Source organism: Pedobacter sp. UYP30, from assembly GCF_040547165.1.
Taxonomy (GTDB): Bacteria; Bacteroidota; Bacteroidia; order Sphingobacteriales; family Sphingobacteriaceae; genus Pedobacter.
Genome location: NZ_JBEPPD010000002.1, coordinates 1 through 21140 on the forward strand (window position 1 = coordinate 1; position 21140 = coordinate 21140).

The window sequence follows — 21140 nt, forward strand, 5'->3', positions numbered from 1 at the left end:
GGGTTTCTATCTGTTTCTGTTTAAAACGGAATTGTTCCTCGCTGCGCTTGCCCCTTAAAGAGAGCCTAGCCCTTTTCCAGTTATAGCCCAGTATCTTTTAAAAAATTCTGCAATGTCTTTTTGCAGATTATAATATTGTGCCGTTCCCCAAAGTAAGCCAATACATTCTTTAAGTTCCTGTTATGAAGTTCCAGCTGCTCGCGGACCTCCCGGGGATAGTTCTTCAGACGGGTTTTTGCGCCCCTCCCCCCTGATATCGAGAGGGAGCCAGCCCCGGTTTCGGACCAACCGTCATACCAACGTTCAACCGTTCTGCGGCTGACGTTATAAATACGGGCAAGGTCTTTGATCTTATGCCGTTGATGTGACAGGAGAAGGCATTGACTGCGTTTTCTAACAGTGCCATTGGGGCTGTTTCTGTGGAAGTTTTCCAATACCTCAATCTCTTCCGGTTTAAGTGTTACATACCTCATAATGAGATAAATATACTGAATTTAAATTGTCAAAACAACAAAATACGACATTATTTTATTCTAATTACTTAGTACGTTTTACGTTAGTTAAGGTCTAACTTTCTAGGTTAATCGTCATTATTCTTTCTAAAGAGTCGATATAGGTAATGCTAATTGAGGAAAGTTTTGGAGCGCTCAAAATCTTCTCATTCTATCATCTCCAAATCCTGATTTAGAAAACATTAAGCCTTAAAAAAACTAAATTTCATTATCCTAAAAGCACTCTACTTCCCAAGATCGAAACCATTGTTGGTTACTGGCCAAAACATTAATGCCCTCTTTCTCTGTAAGCTGCTGGTTTGATGCTGTGCTATCGGCCACGCCGCACCAAGGCTCCAAGCAAACAAATGGCGCATCGGGCGCAGCCCAAATACCGAAATAAGGAAACTCGTCAAAATGAAAATGCAGCCCATGATGATTTTGTGTGTTTAACAAACTTACACAGTTACTTTGCAAAGATTTCAAAACGAGTGCATCATTCTTAAATAATTTGTGACTTAATGGCAATTTGTGCCCACTTAGTACAATTTCTTCCATTTTATCGCTTACAAGCCCGTCTACCAAATCATAGTGTTTAAGTTTAATGTCTTCGTTGAACGTGATGTAATAATCCTCGTATTTGGTGTTTGGCATGTTGGGTACGGCAAATGCAGGATGGGCGCCAAGAGAAAACAGCAGGTTATCGCGTCCTGTATTTTTTACGTTATAGCTTACAATAAGCTTGTCGTCCAGCAGCTTATAAGTTATGGTCAAATCAAAATAGAACGGATAATTTTTTAGGGTTTCATCGCTTTGCGACAATAAGAAAGATGCCTCGTGCGACCCACTTTCTAAGATTTTAAAGGTATGGTCTCGGGCAAAGCCGTGCCGAGGAAGTGAGTATTTTTTGTCATTATAAAAATAAGAGTCGTCTTTTAACACACCTATTATTGGGAATAATACAGGACTATGTTTGGCCCAATATTTTGGGTCTGCATTCCACAAATAATCTATTTGCGTTTCCTTACTAATCAGGTTTTGTAACTCTGCGCCTTTCTCTGCAACGCATATTTTTAAATGTTCGTTTTCTAAAGTTATCATCGTAGTTTAAAAGTAGCAATTCGATTTGTTTTTAGCTACAAAAAAAGTATTTAGATAGGAGATATTAGACATTAGGTGTGAGATTCAACCCTCAACCTTTCGCCTTCCAGCCTTCTACCTCTTAGTTTATTTACAGTTTTTCAGAAAGCTAAGTTCCTATCCGTAAATAGCTGATCGCTGACTTTCCACCCAGTCGTTGCTCTTTATTCCTTGTTCTTTACTCCTCTCCCTCAACCTCTTTCTTCCCAAATGCAGGCAATATTTATAATGGTTTGCACTGCTTTTTCCATGTCTTGCACGCTTACCCATTCTTGTTTGCTGTGAAAAGCATGTTCGCCGGCAAAAATATTTGGACAAGGCAAGCCCATAAAAGATAGTCGAGATCCATCTGTTCCGCCACGAATGCTTTGAAGCTTTGGCTCAATACCCACTCTTTTAATTGCTTCGATTCCAATTTCTGTAATCTGAGGATACTTGTCCAACATCTGTTTCATATTTCGATATTGTTCTTTAATGGTTAGACTAAATGTTACGCCTGGATGGCTTGTCAACACTTCTTCAGTCAATTTTTTTAGCAGTTTTCCGTGTTCTTTAAGTTTCTCATCGTTAAAATCACGAAGAATAAATTCTGCTTCCGCCTGCTCTACACTTCCCGAAATAGACACCGGGTGGATAAAGCCTTCTTTCTGATCGGTGGTTTCTGGACTAAGCTCTGTTTTTGGTAAATGCTCTATAACCGTTGCCAAAATTTTTATTGCGCTATGCATTTTGCCTTTTGCAAAACCTGGGTGGCTGCTTATTCCGTGTATAACTAGCGTTGCACCATCGGCAGAAAAGGTTTCATTTTCTATGGAGCCCAATGTTTCGCCATCTACGGTATAGGCAAAGTCGGCGGCCAGTTTTTTAAGGTCTGCCTTGTCAACACCCCTTCCAATTTCTTCATCTGGGGTAAAAAGAATTTTTATTGTGCCGTGTTTAAGGGCTTTATTTGTGTGCAAAAAGTTTACAGCTTCCATAATTGCGGCGATGCCAGCTTTATTGTCTGCGCCCAAAAGGGTAGTTCCGCTAGCCGTAATGATGTCATTGCCAAACTGCGCTGCCAAATCTGGATGGTCGGCGAGTTTTAAAACAATGTTTTTATCATCTGGAAGGATTAAATCTGCTCCATTGTAATTGTGATGAATAATTGGCTTCACGTCTTTGCCACTACAATCTGGAGAGGTATCCATGTGAGAACAAAAGCAGATTACTGGAATTTTTTTGGTGGTAGTTGCCAATAAAGTGGCATACACATATCCGTTATCGTCTATCGTGGCATCAGAAATCCCCATATCTATTAGCTCTTTCACCAATAATTCGCCTAAGTTTTTTTGCTTCAGGGTAGATGGACAGGTTGCAGAAGAGCCATCTGATTGGGTGTCTATTTTGGCATAAGTAACAAAGCGACCTGCAAGCCGCTTTTTTTGGTCATTGTACAAACTCATACCAACAAAGATAAATTTATATATTTGCGCAAAAGATGATATTATTGTAAATAAACAAATAATAAATGTTGAAGTTTAAAATATTTGGTTTAGCAGTTTTGCTTTTCTGTAGCGTACAAGGGGCTTTTGCGCAATTTAACGAGTTGAAATACACGGCAGGTATTAACGTTGGGCCAAACCGTTCTTACACGGATGTTAAAAAAGGCGGTTGGGGACACACATTTGCCGTCGACTTCAATTATTATCCGCTACGCTACCTAACGGTTGGTTTAGAAGGCCAAACCGGGCTAATACAAGGAGGAAACATCAATACCGATTTATACAACAGGCAATTTGCGAATAGGTACGCCTCTTTAGCAATAACTGGTAAGTTAATGGTTGGCAAATTGTTTAAAGTTGAAAGTAGCGAATTTCTATATGCCATGAGAGGTTTGTACGCGGGAGTTGGTGCGGGCATTATCAAAAACCACATGATTGATATTGTAAGGTATAGACCAAGTTTTTCTGACGACCCCGGTTATGGCCCTTTTCCAGGAAAGGATGATAGCTATAATGTTGTGCTGCCATTTAATTTGGGAATCAATTTTTATATCGCAGAGAGTGGTTTTGTCAGTAATTTCATCATCAATGTAAATGCGCAGAGTAACATAACAATTGGCGAAGGACTGGATGGATACGATGATCCTCCAAACAAATTTGAAAATAAAAAGCAAGACATTTATAACGTCTATTCTGTTGGAATTAAATACATTATTGGTAGATATCGGTATTATTAGCAAAAACCTATGCGAGCAATTTTTTGTTTATTTATTTTATTAAGTTGCAAAACAATGGCTCAAATAACTCCCTACGAACGTAGTAAAAATACAGAAACAACCACTTATGATGAATCGATTGCCTTTTATAAACAATTGGCATCTCATTATAGTGAGGTAAAACTCTTAACATACGGAAACACAGATTTCGGCGAGCCTTTACACCTGTTATTGCTGTCGAAGAATAAAATTTTCGATCCAGCTGCGGTTAAAAAGGCAGGTAAAAGTTTCCTGCTCATAAACAATGGCATCCATCCAGGCGAGCCCGAAGGTATTGATGCTTCGATGATGCTGGCGCGCAATCTTTTAGAAAAAGGCAATTTGCCAAAAGATGTGGTTATCGGCATCATTCCAATATACAACATCGGCGGAAGCCATAACCGTAACGCTACTTCTCGGGCAAACCAAAACGGACCAAAGGAATATGGCTTTAGAGGAAACAGTAAGAATTTAGACCTCAACAGAGATTTTATCAAAACAGATTCAAAAAATTCGGCTGCATTTCAGTTGATTTTTAACACTTGGCAGCCAGAGATTTTTGTCGATACACATACAAGTAATGGGGCTGACTACCAATATGTAATGACGCTGATCCCAACGCAAAAAGATAAGCTTAATTCTATCTTATCGGGATATTTAACCACAATTTTATTGCCCGGCCTTTACTCAAAAATGAAGGAATTGCGCTATCCGCTTATTCCGTATGTAAACTCCATAAATGAAACTCCCGATGGTGGAATTACCGGTTTTAACGAATCTCCAAGGTATTCTACAGGTTATGCAACGCTGCACAATACCATCGGTTTTATGCCAGAAACACACATGTTAAAGGATTACCCGTTGCGTGTAGATGCCACTTACAAACTATTGCAAACTTATATAGATCTTGTTCAAAAAGATGCAAAAGTAATTATAGCAAATAAACGCAAAGCGGATGATTTTGTAGCGCAACAAACAGATTTCCCTGTTATATGGGTTTTGGACGAAAGTAAGGTAGACAGTTTGAGTTTTAACGGCTTCGAAGCGGCAAAAAAGCCAAGCGATATAAGTGGTTTTGATCGGTTATATTATGACAGGTCTAAACCTTTTACCAAAAACATAGCCGAACACAACAGTTTTAAACCTGCCATTAGCATCGCAAAACCTATCGCCTACATCATTCCAAAAGCTTGGGATAGGGTTGTCGATTTACTTAAATTGAATGGTGTTGCATTGAAACAATTAAAGAAAAATGTAAGGCTTAAAGTAGAGAGCTATTATATTGAAGATTATAGCACAACAACTAAGCCCTATGAGGGGCATTATTTGCACAGCGATGTAAAACTTAAACCAGTTGTTGGAGAAATAGATTATTATGCCGGCGACTATGTTGTATATGTAAACCAAGTTTCTAATAGGTACATTGTAGAAACGCTAGAGCCGCAAGCCATAGATTCTTTTTTTAACTGGAACTTTTTCGATTCTATTTTAGATATGAAAGAGCACTACTCGCCTTATGTTTTCGAAGATACCGGTGCTGCTTTGTTAAAAAGCGATGCAGAGCTGCAGAAGAAGCTTGACGACAAGAAAACAAGCGACCGAGAGTTTGCAAAAAATGGTTCAGCACAATTGGAGTTTATTTATAAAAACTCTGCGTATTACGAGAAAACACACGATCGCTATCCTGTTTCGCGTTTGGTAAACCGAACAAACCTTAATTTAAAATAAATGTTAGAATATTTTCACGTAGCACCAGTTGCCTCTATTATTTTCGTTTTTACTGTGGTTACCAGTTTGTATGCGTTTTCAGATAATTCCGTCTACGGTAAATTTATGATGCATCCGTACAGCGTTTCTCGCGGCCATAAAGTGTATACCTTAATTACCAGCGGGCTTATTCATGGCGATTGGATGCACCTGTTTTTTAACATGTTTACGTTTTATGCCTTTGCTTTTACTTTAGAGCGTTTGATTGGCAGTTGGCAGTTTGGCCTTTTGTATTTTGTTAGTTTAATTTTAAGTGATTTGCCTACCGTTTTCAAAAACAAAGATAATTTTCATTACAACAGCTTGGGCGCTTCTGGAGCCATAAGCGCAGTTTTATTCAGCTATATTTTGTTTAATCCGCTTTCTAAAATATACCTCTTCTTCATACCTATTGGCATCCCCGCAATTATTTTTGGCGTGCTTTATCTGGTGTATTGTGCTTATGCCTCAAAGCAGTCTAGAGATAACATTAACCATGATGCACACCTTTTTGGCGCCTTAACGGGGCTGATTTTTACAATCATTTTTGTGCCCGGAATTTTGCATGTATTCTTTACCACCCTTTTTGGCTGATAAAAAAACCATAGCGTTGCAGCTTACAAAAACAACTATTTTTGTAAGTTATGTAGTTGTTAGAAGTACGAGGGGGAATGCGTACGTGCACGCGTCTCGCACGCCTCTGCATTTAAATCGCTCCACGCCTAAACTTCTCTACGATTAAACACGGCCTAATAAACTAGCCTTGGTCTTTGTACCTTTTGTTTTCTAAAACTCCTGTCGTTTCATCTAAAATTTTTGTTAAACCAACTCAAATACTGTATGTTTAAACCTTCTTAAAAAAGCGCCTCAAAAAAAAGTCGATTCATCTTAATGTTAAGAGTAGATAGTTCTAAACCCTGCAAAATAGTTTATTCATTGTGTAAGCATGAATATTTTGGCTATATCATAGAGCCACACGTAGTTCAGCTTAATCCAAATGACGATTTTTCTTTCACTCACCAACGCCTATTTTCTCACACAGCCGAAGAATATAAAGGTTGTTTAGAAGAGATAGACCACAAACTTATTGCACTTCTTGACGAGATCGAACAAGACGCACTTATTAGAAAATATTATAAAAAGGTAATTAGGGCCACAGAGTTTTTCGCTAAAATATTCGATGAGAAATTTTATGAGAATGTACGGCCTAAAATAGAAAAAAAGCTGGCCGAAGTTTTAGAGCTACTAAAGGTAAAAGATGAGCTTTATATTATGGACAAGGATGGTTGGCCTGTTGAGCGAAAAATAGAATTTGCGCAGGAACCGGCCACTATTCTGTTTCATTTTCGCAGAAACGAAATAGAGACTCGGTATTTTCCAACCGTTAAATACCAGAATCAGCGAATTGAGTTTATGTTTAAAGATGCGCAGATTGTAAGTAACAAACCAGCTTGGATGCTGTTAAATGATGTATTGTATTATTTTGAGCCAGGTTTAGAAGGGAAAAAATTGCAACCTTTTTTGGCCAAACGTTACATTTCTATAACCAAAGCCACTGAAGCTGCTTACTTTGAGAAATTTATTGCGCCGCTTATAGAAAAGCACCATGTTTATGCAGAAGGTTTCGAGATAAGAACCGAACAATTTATAGCAAAACCTATATTAAAGGTTATTTATATAGACGGAGGCATTTCTCAAATCCAACTTAATTTTAGTTATGGCGATTATCTGTTTCCAGTTGAAAATGCACATAAGGTAACCGTACGCTTAGAAAACATTAACGACAATTATATTTTCCACAGGGTTAAGCGTTCTGCAGAATGGGAAAAAAAGCACTATGCGCTGTTGCTTAGCATGGGCTTGCGAAAAACCAGTAGTCTGTTTACCCATTTAGAGGTTGCCGACGAAGAGGGAGATCCCGCTTATGGTGCTATAAATTGGGTTAATGAACATATCGAGGCGCTGGAGAGCGCTGGTTTCGAAATACAACAAGCCACAGGCAAAAAGAAATTTGTATTTGGAGCAAACAAAATAGACCTCGAAATAAAAGAAGGAAACGATTGGTTTGATATTTATGCCGTTGTTTGGTTTGGTAAATATCAAATTCCATTTTTGTCTTTAAAACAACATATTCTGCATAAACGCAGAGAATTTTTACTGCCAGATGGCGAAGTGGCCATTATCCCCGAGAAATGGTTTGCCCAGTATGGAAGTCTCTTTAGTTTATCTGAGGCTGGCAAAACGCTAAAGCTTAAAAAGCATCACATTGGCCTGATAAATGACCTGGCAGAAGACAGCCTTGCAAATGTTTCGCTCGAGAGAAAACTGCAAAAATTGGCAGATTTCGAAAACATAGACGATGTTCCAATGCCTAAGCACTTTAAAGGCGCGTTAAGAGATTACCAAAAGGCAGGTTTTAACTGGTTCAATTTTTTGCGCAGTTATAACTTTGGTGGCTGTCTTGCAGACGATATGGGTTTGGGTAAAACCATCCAAACCTTGGCGCTTTTACAAAAGGTAAAGGAAGATGGTGAACAGGCAAATCTACAAACTACATCGTTAATTGTTATGCCTACCTCGCTAATTTACAATTGGTTAAGTGAAGCGAGCAAGTTTACGCCAAAGCTAAAAATTATGGCGCATACCGGAACTTATAGGAATAAAGATGTCGCAAATTTTGCCAATTATGATGTGGTAATTACCACCTATGGCATTACCCGCGTAGATATAGACGAGCTTAAGATGTTCTATTTCGATTATGTTATTTTAGATGAAAGCCAAAATATCAAAAACCCCTCGTCAAAATCTTTTAAGGCTGTTAGAAGTCTAAAATCTAAATATAGGTTAACGTTAAGTGGTACGCCTGTAGAAAATACGGTTGGCGATTTATGGTCGCAATTAACTTTTTTAAATCCTGGCCTGTTGGGTACGCAATCTTTTTTTGATGAAGAGTATGTGCAGAGCATAGAAAAAAAGAAGGACGAGGAAAAAGCTCGTAAGCTACAATCGATTATAAAGCCGTTTGTATTGCGAAGAACCAAAGAGCAGGTGGCTTCAGAGCTTCCGCCTAAAACCGAGCAGGTAATTCTTTGCGACATGAGTGAGGATCAGGCTTCGTTTTACGAAAAGACAAAATCTGCCTACCGCAATGATTTATTGCAAAGCATGGACGATGGAACTTTTGCGCGTAAACAGGTTCAGCTTTTACAAGGCCTAACGGCTCTAAGACAATTGGCCAACCATCCTAAAATGATAGATGGCGAATATGAGTCAGACTCTGGCAAGTTCGAAAACGTGATAAATACTTTAGAAACGGTGTTGAAAGGCGGCCACAAGGTATTAGTGTTTTCTCAGTTTGTAAAGCATCTTAGCATTTTTAAGAATTACTTTGAGAAAGAGCAGATTGCATTTAAATACTTAGATGGTGCTACGAAGAATCGTGGAGAAATTGTTGAAGAATTCCAGAGCCAAGCCGATGTTAGGGTTTTTTTAATATCAATTAAAGCAGGTGGTGTTGGATTAAACTTAACCGAAGCAGATTATGTGTTTATTTTAGATCCATGGTGGAATCCAGCAGTAGAACAGCAAGCGATAGATAGAACACATCGCATCGGGCAAAATAAAAAAGTGTTCATTTATAAATTTATCACAAAAGACACAGTCGAAGAAAAAATACTTGCGCTACAAAACAGCAAAAAGCGGCTTGCCAACGCCTTAATCACTACCGAAGAAAGCTTTTTTAAATCTTTAAGTAAACAAGATATTAAAGAAATTCTTAGCTAATTTAATTTTCTGCATTTGCAGCACCTAAGGTTGATTAAGAAAGATACGCTGAGGTTATGCGCTATTGTATGGCAGCCACGCAATTCGCTAAAAGGCTCATATAAATTTCAGTCAACGCCGACTGCCTTTTTTTTTCGTATAAAATATCAAACTCTATCTATCGCAATTTGTTATAACAGCTCATTCAAAAATATAGATCATGACAAACGCAGAAATAAACAATACCGTAGAAAAGATTAAAGATGCATGGAGAAATCCAGAATTGTATGAAAACATTTCAGATTCTGAGCGCATTCTCTCTGGCGTGGTTGGTTCTTACTTATTATTTAAAGGCCTAACCAATATTTTTCGTCATCCTATAATGGGGGCAATTGGCGCGGCGGCAGGTGTTGGTTTACTTTTTAGGGGGTATACGGGTTATTGCCCATCGGTAGATTTAATTGCCCAAAGTGAAGCAGATGAAATTACCGAGAAGATTTTTGTAACAGAAACCTACGTAGATAACAGCCTCTAAGCTGGTGGGTTAAAAGTAAGGCATTAATTAAAACTACGCCATTTGTGGGATTATTTTTTTTGGCGGCTATTTTGTGTTAATTGGAAAAATAACGCGTTAAAGCTAAAATATTTGAGGGGTATTTTGCTATTGTACAGCGTTTATAACTTTTTTTTACGCCAAATAGTCGCTCCCTTTCTTTATGATTTAATGCTTTAAATTTTACAATTAATTTCTATTTTCTAATAAACTGTCTATATTTAAGATCTCAACCAATTATCAATGAAAAAAGAACTTTTATTCTTAATATCTACTGCACTCTCTGTTTCTGCATTTGCACAAGACACCAAAATGGAAAACTCAAATGATCCAAAGGCAACAGAAATTTGGAGTCCGGAACCTAAAGTTGTTACTTCTGGCAAATTACCTCAAGATGCACCTTCTGATGCAATTGTACTTTTCGGCGGGCGAAACTTAGACGCATGGCATTCGGTAAACAACCCGGCTCAACCCGCCAAATGGACTGTTGACGACGGCTTTTTTACAGTTAAAAAAGGAACTGGAAACATAGAAACAAATAAAAAATTTACGGATTATCAGCTTCACTTGGAGTGGAAAATCCCATCAAACATTACTGGCGAAGGGCAGGCCCGTGGAAACAGTGGCGTTTTCTTAGCTTCTACTGGGCCCGGCGATGATGGTTACGAAATACAGATTATGGATGCTTATAATAACAAAACCTATGTAAACGGCCAAACGGGTAGTGTGTATAAACAGGTAATTCCGTTGGCAAATGCAAATAAAAAGCCGGGTGAATGGCAGTATTATGATATTTTATGGACTGCACCAAGATTTAATGACGACGGAAGTCTGAAATCTCCTGCTGCTGTAACCGTTTTTCTAAATGGGGTAGTATTAGAAAATCATTTTGTATTAACCGGAGCAACAAGGTACATTGGCAAACCAGAATATAAAGCACATGGCCCTTCTTCAATTAAGCTGCAAGATCATGGCGATCCAAGCCCAGCCATAAGTTTTAGAAATATTTGGGTTCGAGAGTTATAAACGAAACTTATTAAATCCTGCAAATTTTATTTGTGGGATTTTTTGTTTCTAAGCAAAAAACAGCATGAAGAAAAATCGGTTGGAGGCTTTTAGTGATGGAGTACTTGCCATCATCATCACCATTATGATTTTAGAAATCAAAGTGCCCTCTGGTGCAGATGTTACTACCTTAAAGCCTTTAATTCCGAAAGTATTAAGCTACATACTTAGTTTTATTTACGTGGGTATTTATTGGAACAACCACCACCACCTGCTTTATCCTGTTAAAGAGGTAAATGGCAAGATTTTATGGGGCAACCTTCATTTATTGTTTTGGTTATCGCTAATTCCGGTTGCTTCTGGCTGGATGGGCGAACGCGGCTTTATGTTCTGGCCGGTGGTAATATACGGGGCCGTCTTGCTGTTCTGCGCTATAGCTTTTGCTATCTTGCTTAAATTAATCAATGCCTCGGCAGAAAAAAACGAAATAATAGAAAAAGTTGCAAACAACACAACTAAGGAGAAAGCAAGTGTTATACTTTATGCATTAGGAATGGGCTTATGTTTCTTGAGCCCTTATCTTGGTGCAAGCATGTATGCTATTGTGGCCATGATATGGATTATTCCAGACAAGCGAGTTGAACGTGCTTTAGACGAACAAAGAGAAATTGAAGAAGATGAGGAATATTCTGATAATTAGATCGGTTTTTTCAACATGCCCAAAAAGAGCACTCTTGATATCATCTCTGCGCCCATGCTTATTAAATGAGGGTTTTCTATTTGGCAATCAATCAAGTCGATATCGCTTCGCGCTAGCCTTACTAAAGCCACTTTCGATGCATCAGAAACTTTGCTAAACATACTTTCTCCGCAAAAAACCCGACCGATTTTTATACCGTACAAACCGCCAACTAAATTTCCGGTTTCCCAAACCTCTATACTTTGAGCAAAGCCCAAGCTATGCAGTTTGTTATAGGCAGATAGCATCTCAGCGCCAATCCAGGTGCCGTCTTGGTCTTTTCTGAGAATTTTTGCACAGTTTTGTATAACCTCCGCAAAAGCTTTGTTCTGTGTAACTTCAAACTTGCCGCTTCTAATTGTTCGTTGTAAACTATTGCTTATTTTTATCCTATCGGGATAGATAACGCATCGCTCTGGTGGCGAAAACCACATAATTGGCTGATCCTCATTAAACCAAGGGAAAATTCCGTTCTCGTAAGCAATTTTTAGTCTAATAGGACTTAAATCTCCGCCAACGGCCAACAAGCCATCTTCATCTGCCAAGCTTGGATTTGGAAAAATAAGGTCATTTTTCAAAAGTCGAAAAACCATCCGCAAAAATAAAAACATAAAATTGATTAAACCATGAGTAAATCACTTTGTCTCAAATAAAACCACCGTTTCATGAATGTAGATGATAATGCGCTAAAAATTAAGCACCTGTATAGTAGGGCTGGTTTTGGAATTTCTTATAGTGAATTGCAAAATCTTAGTAAAAAGCCTTATGAAAAAGTGGTTAAAGAACTCTTTAAAGAGGCAAGAAAAGACGATGACATATCTTTGATTGGTGAGACCGAAACGCGCAACCAAATGCTGATGCAGGCCGGGTTATATAAGAAAAAGTCGCAACTTACAGAAGAAGAAAAGCAACTCAGAAAAGATATTATTAGGCAACAAAACAGTAAAAGTAGAGAGCTGAACATCAGTTTTTTAGAAAAGATGATCAATACTAAAGCGCCACTAAGAGAAAAGATGACGCTGTTTTGGCATGGCCACTTTGCATGTCGAAGTAGAGTTCCATTGTATGCACAACAACTTAACAACATACAGCGCAATGAGGGTTTGGGTAATTTTAAAACCTTGTTAATGACAGTTTCAAAGTCGCCGGCCATGCTTGCCTACCTAAACAACCAACAGAATAGAAAAGGCCATCCTAACGAAAATTTTGCTAGAGAACTGATGGAGCTTTTTACCATTGGCAGAGGAAATTATACCGAAAAAGACATCAAAGAATCTGCGCGTTCTTTTACTGGCTGGATGTATGATAAAGGTGGTGCATTTGTGTTTAGAGATAAATCGCACGATGAGGGAGAAAAAGTATTTTTTGGTAAAACTGGCCATTTTGATGGAGAGGATATAATAGATGCAATCTTGGCAAATCCAAAGACGGCAGAATTTGTAAGTAGAAAAGTGTATAAGTTCTATGTAAATGATACCCCGAATGAAGCGCATGTTAAGGAATTGGCTGATCATTTTTATCATACCAAATACGACATTACAGAGCTGATGAAAAAAATATTTTTGGCCGATTGGTTTCAGAGTTCTGAGAATGTGGGAAATAAGATAAAATCTCCGGCTGAGTTTATTGTCGGTCTAAGTCGGCAATTTTACGTTACCTATAATAGGCCACAGGTGCTACTCCAATTACAAAGCAGTTTGGGGCAGTATTTATTTAACCCGCCAAATGTTGCAGGCTGGCCAGGCGGCCAAAGCTGGATAGACAGTTCGTCTTTAATGCTCCGTATGCGAATACCATCTTTAGTTTTGGATGACGGTTTGATAGATTTTAGTGGTAAGGCAGATCCAGAAGATGAGGCGCTCATAGCTTTAGGTAAAACGGCCAAACCGAAGTTGGCAAAGAGTTACATTAACGCATCTGCCAATTGGACGGAGTTTTTAAAAACACTGCCAGCTAATATCAGTCCTGTAAAATTAGCCTCGTTTTTATTGCAGCCGTCGGTAAGCAATAACTTGCGGGCAATGATAAGCAACAATAAAAGTTTAAAAAGTACCGTAGTTGAGGTTACGAGCACACCAGAATATCAACTTTGTTAAACTAAAGCAATGAACAGAAGAAATTTTTTAAGAAATAGTGGGTTTGTGGCAGCGGGAACATTTTTTGTTCCTGCCTTTTTAAAGCCTATGGAAGCCATGGCCTTAGAGCAAATTGGTTTATATAAAAACTTGGTTGTAATCCAGCTTTCTGGAGGTAACGATGGTTTAAATACCGTTGTTCCTTATGGCAACGATGTTTATTATCAAAAACGCAAAACCATCGCCATTCCAAAAAATGAAGTGGTAAAACTAAATGACATGCAAGGCTTAAACCCAAATATGGCCGCCTTGAGAGAGATTTACGATAATGGTTGGATGACCGTAATTAACGATGTGGGTTATCCAAACCCAGATCGCTCGCACTTTAGATCAATGGACATTTGGCAAACTGCAAGCGATAGCAATCAATTTTTAAGTATCGGTTGGATCGGGAGGTATTTAGACAGCGACTGCCAAACCTGTAAATTTCCATATACCGCAATAGAGGTAGATGACACACTTTCTTTAGCCATGAAGGGCGCAGGAAAAAAAGGTATCGCATTAAAAGATCCAGCCGCTTTGTATAGAAATACCAACAACCCATTTTTTAAAAAGATGATTCAACACGACCAAGAGCATCTTTCTGAGGACAATTTAGGCTATTTATATAAAACCATGATAGAGACTTCCTCATCTGCCAGTTATATCGAGGAAACCTCAAAAACATATCAGTCGAAGGCAGAATATCCAAATACCAACTTTGCCAAGCAGCTAAATACCGTGTCTAAATTTATTTCCTCGGGCCTAAAAACCAAGGTTTATTACGTTTCGCTAAGCGGCTTTGATACCCACGTAAACCAGCTTGGGCAACAAGGAAATGTGCTGAAACAATACAGCGATGGCGTGGCAGCTTTCTTAAAAGATTTAAAGCAGAACAATAAATTAGACGATACTTTGGTGATTACTTTTTCTGAATTTGGCCGTCGCGTGGAGCAAAATGCAAGTAATGGAACCGACCACGGCACAGCAAACAATATGTTTGTTTACGGCGGACAATTAAAGAAAGCTGGAGTTTTTAATGCTGCCCCTAATTTAACCGATTTAGATACCGGAGATTTAAAATATCAACTAGATTTTAGACAGGTTTATGGCACTATTTTAAATAAGTGGCTCGATGTAGATAATGCAAGTATATTAGGTAAAAAGTTTAGTTCGCTAGATTTTATTTAACCTATTTTTTTGAAAAGCAGGTTTCTACCTTCGGTTTATGTTCGTCGCGCTGTCCGTTAAAACCCTCGTTCCTCAGGGCTATCACTTCCATCCCGTTTAGGTACGCAGGCAAGTAGAAGAAACTTGGGTAGGTTTAAAAAACAACTCCAACTTATATTTTTTGCTGTGCCTTTAACGCTAGATATTTGTTTATTACGTTTATGGTTAACGCCTGCGGTGGAGTTAGAATCGATAAAATCCCTTGACGATTAAGCTCTTTTACCATCAATTTTTTCTCGTAAATAAATTTCTCTGCAATGGTTTGATGATAAATCCCTTCTACGTCTTCCGCATGGTTGCTACTCAAACTTTTAAGTTCGGTGTTTTCGAAGAATACCACCACCAACAAATGGTAGCGAGAAATACGCTTTAAGTAAGGCATTTGGCGTTGCAGTGCAGAAAGACTTTCGAAATTGGTAAAAAACACCACCAAACTACGCTGTTTAATTACGCTACGCACCGCAAGGTACAGCGCTTCCAAATTGCTTTCCAAATACCTGGTCTTTTCCTTATACAAAATTTGCAGAATACTTCCCAATTGCGAGGCTTTTTTTTCAGCCGGTAAAACAGTGCCGAGTTTCTCTGAGATGGTAATCAAACCGGCTTTATCTTGTTTCAGCATGGCCACTTTAGATAGCGCTACGCTAGCATTTATCGCATAATCTAAAAGACTCAAGCCTTCAAACGGCATGCGCATAACCCTAGATTTGTCTATCACGCAGTAAATATTTTGCGATCTTTCATCGGTATAATTGTTTACCATCAACTCGCTTTTACGCGCGGTCGCTTTCCAATTTATGGTTCTAATGTCATCACCACCAACATAATTTCTTATCTGATCAAACTCACTGCTCTGCCCAATTTTACGAATTTTTTTTATTCCAAAAGCCTGCAAATGTTGCGAAACGGCCATTAGTTCGTATTGGCCAAGGTTCATAAACGATGGGAAGGAAGGCAAAATAGTTTGCGCATCAAAGTTGTATCTTCTGGCCAACAAGCCAATTGGCGAAGAGACAAACACGCGTATAAAACCGAAATCGTATTCGCCCCGCTTGGTTGGTCTAAGTTGGTAATGGATAGATTTTGTTTGGTTCGGTTTCAGCGAAAGCAAAAAAGTTTTATCGCGTAGCTGAAACTGATGTGGAACCTCATCTACTACTTTAATGCCTAAGGCAAAAGCATAGTTGTTTTTTACTTCTATGCTTATAGGGTTTTCATCGCCATTGCTTAATCTTTTTGGACAAAGCCGCTGAGCATGCACGCCATTTTTTTTACGGTACAAGATAAAAATATCTGCAAAGAAAAATAAAATCAACACCCCAAATGCAATTGCCGGGATGTCTGCCAGCCAAGCGAAGAAAAATTTCAAAAGAAATAGCATCACACAAAACCCCAAGGCCATAAACAAGCGATTGTTTAGGAATAGGTTAGTGTAGAAAAGGCTGAAAAATTTTTTCAAGATTGGATGATGTTACTTATAAGATTTTGTTTATCGAATTAAATCAATTGGTTTGTTTCTCTTTCATCTGTTAATTCTACTTCCATAGTCTTGTCTGTGCCCTGTGGGATAATTCTTTTTTTTAATTCTTTGCTTAATATTTTTGCTCTTCCATTTATAAACGCATCATAATTATTGTCCCAAATCCCAAAGTTATCAAGGTCACCTATTAAATGTGTTTTCATCGTATCTTCTAATTCTGGGTTTTGTTTTTCGAATTTCTTCATATAGGTTGATGGGGCTTTAGCCGATATCTCTCTTTTGTTTAAATAATCGTCAACTATCGTTATATTTAGGATATGGTTAATCCAAAAGTTTTTGTATTCCCAATCACCTATTTTTTTTTCTAAATATGCTTTTGGGAAGAAGTGATGGTAATTTTTGCTACTTGCAATTTTCAACCAACCGTTATTTATATTTACAATTGAGCCGTCGATGAATGATTTCGGTTGATGATAGGCGTAAATTGATAATAACGCTTTTATATAGCTCCTACCTGCACTAAACCAACCATTATTCTTTATAAATTCTGCTGAGGTATCAACAGTCCAATCATACTTAGGAAGTTCATCATTAATTATCAAATCTATTCGTTTAATGTCCTGAGAAATTTTGCTTTCAACACCTGATGAATATCTCGTACCTAAAGATACTCTCCAAAAAAAATCTTGCAGATATTTTTGTGTTATTCCTGTCGGTTTGTCGTTATGATTATAGAAAAAATAGGAGAAAGGAACTATTAGACTATTATACGGTAATAATTGAGAAACAGGAATCCTATAATAATTTCTAAAATAATCTACTGTCCTTTCAATTGCATCGACTGCTTTATCCCAAATATCGATAAATTCTTTTTTATTTAATTTTAATATGGTCTTTTTTGTACAGTCTTTCTCTAGCAAGATAGCAACAGTTTGCAGTACAGTTGCATCGGAAATAGTTTCATATTCAACTTCTGCTAATCGGGCAATTAGTCCGCTATATTTTTCTGAAAGATCAAAATTACGGTCTGCATCGAAAGTTTTAGCTACCATAATTTCAAAAACTGTTAATGGTTTGCCACCTTCATTAATCCTCGTGAATATTTCTGTTGCGATATCTAATGGAGCATCTCTAATTAAAATAATGGAATAATTATACGCTTCAATTCTTGTTTTATAGTCTTGTAGTTTAGAATGATATTTTACATCGTATTTGAAAAGTAGTGTTAACGGTCCATAAATTAAATCCGTTAATCGAATTAAAGCACTTTCATCAAAATTTTCTTTCGTAGTAGTAATAATTTCTTCATCTTCTTCCGCATCTAAATTTATAAACATTTCATCATAATGCTCAATTTTACCTGTTTCTCTTTCGATTTTTAAGCCTTTCAAAGTTGCAAATAAACTCGTCAGTCTTTGCTGACCGTCTAATACAAATTCAGTGAAGTCTCCATCAATAGGTTCAGGAAGTCTAGCGTTTCCTAAATTCCTAATTGAACGTAATCTTTCTTTAGTTTTCCAAAATATAAAAGTGCCAATCGGATAACCTTTGATTATGCTGTCCATAAGTTTGGAAGACTTCTTCAAGTCCCAAACAAATTCTCTTTGGAATTGAGGGATTTTAATTTGTCCTTTTTCTATGTCTGCAATAAGTCCGGTAAATGTTTTACTAATTGGTTCTGGTAGTTTCATTATTTCAATTCGGAATTTAAATTAATTGTCCATAAGATAGTTGGTAATTCGGGATAGGTAAGTAAAAGATACCACTGTTTACCTGGGTACCTCTATCTTTTTAATAATTTGTTGCACAATATCTGTTGTTGTTAAACCTTCCATCTCTTTCTCTGGCGATAATAGAATTCTGTGTGCAAGTACCGGAATGGCCACGGTAATGATGTCGTCTGGAGTAATAAAGTCTCTGTTTTGCATGGCGGCCAAGGCTTTTGCACTATGTACAATGGCAAGCGATGCACGCGGTGAAGCGCCGAGATATAACGAAGGGTTGTTTCTAGTTTCGCTTACAATTTTTGCGATGAAATCTAAGAGATTAGGCTCTACATGTAAGCTTCTGATCACTTTTCGGGCAGCTAAAATTTGGTCTATGGAAAGTATTGGCTCTACGTCGTTTAATAAATCTTTATTGATCAACGCATGTTGGGCAGTTAGAATTGCTGTTTCTTCTTCTAATGATGGGTATTTTACATCAATTTTGAATAAAAATCGATCTAGCTGAGCCTCTGGCAATCGGTAGGTGCCTTCTTGCTCAATAGGGTTTTGGGTGGCGAGCACCATAAAGGGTTCGTCCATTTGGTAAGTTTTTCCATCAATGGTAATTTGGCGTTCTTCCATTACCTCAAATAAAGCCGATTGTGTTTTGGCCGGCGCCCGGTTTATTTCATCAACCAAAATAATGTTTCCAAAAATGGGTCCTTTTCTAAATTCAAAATCGCCGGTTTTTGTGTTAAAAATAGGTGTTCCCAACACATCAGAAGGCATTAAATCTGGTGTGAATTGCACACGTGAAAAATTTGCCTTAATGGCTTTTGCAAGCAGTTTCGCACTTAATGTTTTCGCCACGCCCGGCACGCCCTCTATTAAAATATGGCCATCGGCAAGCAGCCCGATAATTAAAAAATCTATTACTTGTTTTTGGCCGACTATAATTTTGCCCAAAACCGCTCTAATGTTGTTTACAGCTTCGGTTAGTGCGCTTAGGTCGGTACGTGGGTTAAACTGCTCTTGTTCCATGGGTTTGCGTGTTTTTGTAAAAATTTTCTATGCTTTGATTTAAATCGATAAGTCCGTGGTCGCTCAAATTTTCTGCTTCGGGTATTTCCCTTAAAAGTTTTGTAAGGTAGGTGGCCTGCACTTGGTGAATGCCTGTTTTTTGCACGAGCAATTCAGAAAATTCCTTATCAATTTTGTTAGTCTTTAAAAAATACCTGCTGCGCAGATAAGCTAAAAAATAAGTTATTTTTTTCTGTGCAATGTCTTGGTTATTTCTATTTTGGTAGTAAACGCTGCCCACAACTTGTACAAATTCTAAGCTAGCATTGCTAAGTGGATCTTGCAATGGAATAATGCGTTGACGACGCTTTAAATTATACAATACAAACAGCAACAAACTAAAAATAGCCAGATAGTACGCGTATTTTAAGGCAGGATTTTTAAAAAAGACGGTAAATAAGTCCGTTTGGTCACTTTGTATTTTTGTAAAAAATCCGTCGTAGATAATGTTTTTATTCCCTGCCAAGTAACTCAGCGATTTTGACGCGAACTCTGCGCCATATTTATCTAACAGATTAACGTTGCTGTAAAAGCCAGGATCTGCCATTAAAAAAACAGTTCCTTTTCCTAATTTATATTTTATAAAGTTTGCCTTTCCATCGGCTGTTGTGCCCAGAACGGTTGCTTTTGCAGTGTCTAACTCAGCAAAATAGTTGTCTCCAATACCTTTGTCAAAACCATAATCGGCCGTGCTTTTTAGCAGCGGGTTTACAAAGTTTACGGGCGTGGAGTTTTGGCTAAAGTTGCTGCCTACCCTAATGCCAAATTGCTTAGATAGTATTTTGCCGAAATTGTAACTCGCAATAAAAGCATTGTTTCCCTGTTTTACAAAAGTATTTAGCTTTGTAGAATCTGCTTTGTCTAACTTAAGCTCGGGTGCAATAATAACGTAAGCTGTTTTTTTATAGGGAGTTGAAAGCGTGTTATAGATGCGTTTATTGCTGTTTATAATGCTGGTATTGGGTAAAACATCCACTAAGCTATTGTAAAAAATAAAGGTGCCGAATGGAATTTTATCTGTTTTTACAAAAGTTCGTGTCCAATCGGTTGGAGTGGGTTTGTTGTATTGCGCAACAAGGTAAATCAAAATGAAAAGGATTCCCAGAATTAAATATGTTTTATATCCCTTCATTTTATCTGCGCGTTAAAATGAGAAAAAGTTTGGTTGATTGGGTCAAATTTTAGTTTATCAACGGGAAAGTCGCCGTACCAAATGTAATCGAACTGGTGCGTAAGTTGGCCAAATTCCGACTTTAAATTTGGCTCATTAATTTCCATGAAGTAATTGTAGTTTGTTTTTTCTGGCCGCCAATCTATCTTGTTGTTATCGCTTAATTTTTTTAGAGATTGCAGATAGAGCAACCTAACTGCCAAGCGATATTTTCCTTCTTCAATCAACCTTGCTAATGCTGTTTTATAATCAATTTCATGTATGTTTTCACTAAGCACATCGTAAGGCAAAAATGTTTCTTTAGATTTTTTGCTAAATAAGGCTTCTGCTCCAATTACTTTGTATAAAATAAACGCAACGATGGCAACGCCATTCCCGATAAAGAAATACTTTGAAATGGGGTTTCTAACAGTATCGCCAATCAAGTTACCTATCTTTCTCCAAAACCATAGCCAAAACCTATCCCAAAGCGACAGCTCGGGAGAGATGGTATCATATTTAAAATCTCGCTGCTGCTTATATTCCTCGAGCTTTGCTTTGTTAAACGGCTGTACCTTTACATTGCTGCTATCTAAATGCAACATGCTCGGGTGCACTTGGGTCGGTTTTGTTTGCGCAATACCATCTACCGAAGTACAAAGCAAGCCGAACAGCAGAAAACAGATGTAAAACCCTTTGCGCATG

At 37.9% G+C, this 21140-nt stretch carries 18 protein-coding genes; 9 read left to right on the forward strand and 9 right to left on the reverse strand.

Annotated elements, in window-relative coordinates:
• Window positions 1-80 precede the first annotated feature (80 nt).
• From ABIB40_RS02210 to pepT, 3 genes are all read right to left on the reverse strand, one after another.
• Window positions 81-473, reverse strand: coding sequence for a helix-turn-helix domain-containing protein (locus tag ABIB40_RS02210; protein ID WP_354355528.1), 393 nt, complete (start codon window positions 471-473; stop codon window positions 81-83).
• Between the two features lie 252 nt (window positions 474-725).
• Window positions 726-1592 carry an aldose 1-epimerase family protein gene (locus ABIB40_RS02215; RefSeq protein ID WP_354355530.1) on the reverse strand — a complete coding sequence of 289 codons (867 nt, stop codon included), beginning with the start codon at window positions 1590-1592 and terminating at the stop codon, window positions 726-728.
• 230 nt (window positions 1593-1822) lie between these two features.
• On the reverse strand, window positions 1823-3076 hold the full coding sequence (gene pepT, locus ABIB40_RS02220; protein WP_354355532.1) for a peptidase T: 1254 nt from the start codon (window positions 3074-3076) through the stop codon (window positions 1823-1825).
• 65 nt (window positions 3077-3141) lie between these two features.
• On the opposite strand from pepT, the gene ABIB40_RS02225 reads away from it, so the two are divergent.
• From ABIB40_RS02225 to ABIB40_RS02255, 7 genes are all read left to right on the forward strand, one after another.
• Entirely contained in the window at window positions 3142-3852 is a 711-nt protein-coding gene (locus ABIB40_RS02225; protein WP_354355533.1) for a hypothetical protein, read from the forward strand.
• Window positions 3853-3906: 54 nt separating this feature from the next.
• On the forward strand, window positions 3907-5598 hold the full coding sequence (locus tag ABIB40_RS02230; RefSeq protein ID WP_354355534.1) for a M14 family zinc carboxypeptidase: 1692 nt from the start codon (window positions 3907-3909) through the stop codon (window positions 5596-5598).
• Entirely contained in the window at window positions 5599-6210 is a 612-nt protein-coding gene (locus ABIB40_RS02235; RefSeq protein WP_354355536.1) for a rhomboid family intramembrane serine protease, read from the forward strand.
• A 297-nt stretch (window positions 6211-6507) separates the two neighbouring features.
• On the forward strand, window positions 6508-9399 hold the full coding sequence (locus ABIB40_RS02240) for a DEAD/DEAH box helicase (RefSeq protein ID WP_354355538.1): 2892 nt from the start codon (window positions 6508-6510) through the stop codon (window positions 9397-9399).
• A gap of 199 nt (window positions 9400-9598) precedes the next feature.
• On the forward strand, window positions 9599-9913 hold the full coding sequence (locus ABIB40_RS02245) for a YgaP-like transmembrane domain (protein WP_354355540.1): 315 nt from the start codon (window positions 9599-9601) through the stop codon (window positions 9911-9913).
• Window positions 9914-10174: 261 nt separating this feature from the next.
• Window positions 10175-10957 carry a 3-keto-disaccharide hydrolase gene (locus ABIB40_RS02250; RefSeq protein WP_354355542.1) on the forward strand — a complete coding sequence of 261 codons (783 nt, stop codon included), beginning with the start codon at window positions 10175-10177 and terminating at the stop codon, window positions 10955-10957.
• A 64-nt stretch (window positions 10958-11021) separates the two neighbouring features.
• On the forward strand, window positions 11022-11636 hold the full coding sequence (locus tag ABIB40_RS02255) for a TMEM175 family protein (protein WP_354355544.1): 615 nt from the start codon (window positions 11022-11024) through the stop codon (window positions 11634-11636).
• Here the strand turns inward: ABIB40_RS02255 and aat are convergent.
• Window positions 11633-12268, reverse strand: coding sequence for a leucyl/phenylalanyl-tRNA--protein transferase (gene aat / locus ABIB40_RS02260; protein ID WP_502931048.1), 636 nt, complete (start codon window positions 12266-12268; stop codon window positions 11633-11635). The two genes, ABIB40_RS02255 and aat, sit on opposite strands and share 4 nt — an antisense overlap.
• A gap of 72 nt (window positions 12269-12340) precedes the next feature.
• Between aat and ABIB40_RS02265 the strand changes: the two genes are divergently transcribed.
• Entirely contained in the window at window positions 12341-13771 is a 1431-nt protein-coding gene (locus ABIB40_RS02265) for a DUF1800 domain-containing protein (RefSeq protein WP_354355548.1), read from the forward strand.
• 9 nt (window positions 13772-13780) lie between these two features.
• Window positions 13781-14980, forward strand: coding sequence for a DUF1501 domain-containing protein (locus tag ABIB40_RS02270; protein ID WP_354355550.1), 1200 nt, complete (start codon window positions 13781-13783; stop codon window positions 14978-14980).
• Between the two features lie 151 nt (window positions 14981-15131).
• On the opposite strand, the gene ABIB40_RS02275 is transcribed toward ABIB40_RS02270, so the two are convergent.
• The 5 genes from ABIB40_RS02275 to ABIB40_RS02295 all read right to left on the reverse strand — a co-directional run bounded on the left by ABIB40_RS02275 (window position 15132) and on the right by ABIB40_RS02295 (window position 21139).
• Window positions 15132-16478, reverse strand: coding sequence for a DUF58 domain-containing protein (locus tag ABIB40_RS02275; protein WP_354355552.1), 1347 nt, complete (start codon window positions 16476-16478; stop codon window positions 15132-15134).
• A 38-nt stretch (window positions 16479-16516) separates the two neighbouring features.
• Entirely contained in the window at window positions 16517-18190 is a 1674-nt protein-coding gene (locus ABIB40_RS02280) for a GmrSD restriction endonuclease domain-containing protein (RefSeq protein WP_354355554.1), read from the reverse strand.
• A 78-nt stretch (window positions 18191-18268) separates the two neighbouring features.
• Window positions 18269-19246, reverse strand: a complete 978-nt coding sequence (locus ABIB40_RS02285; protein WP_354355556.1) for an AAA family ATPase — start codon at window positions 19244-19246, stop codon at window positions 18269-18271.
• Window positions 19227-20417 carry a DUF4350 domain-containing protein gene (locus tag ABIB40_RS02290; RefSeq protein ID WP_354355558.1) on the reverse strand — a complete coding sequence of 397 codons (1191 nt, stop codon included), beginning with the start codon at window positions 20415-20417 and terminating at the stop codon, window positions 19227-19229. Before ABIB40_RS02290 ends, ABIB40_RS02285 begins: the two co-directional genes overlap by 20 nt.
• Complete coding sequence (locus ABIB40_RS02295) at window positions 20414-21139, reverse strand: DUF4129 domain-containing protein (RefSeq protein ID WP_354355560.1); 726 nt, start codon at window positions 21137-21139, stop codon at window positions 20414-20416. The genes ABIB40_RS02290 and ABIB40_RS02295 overlap by 4 nt, the downstream gene beginning before the upstream one ends.
• Window position 21140 lies beyond the last annotated feature (1 nt).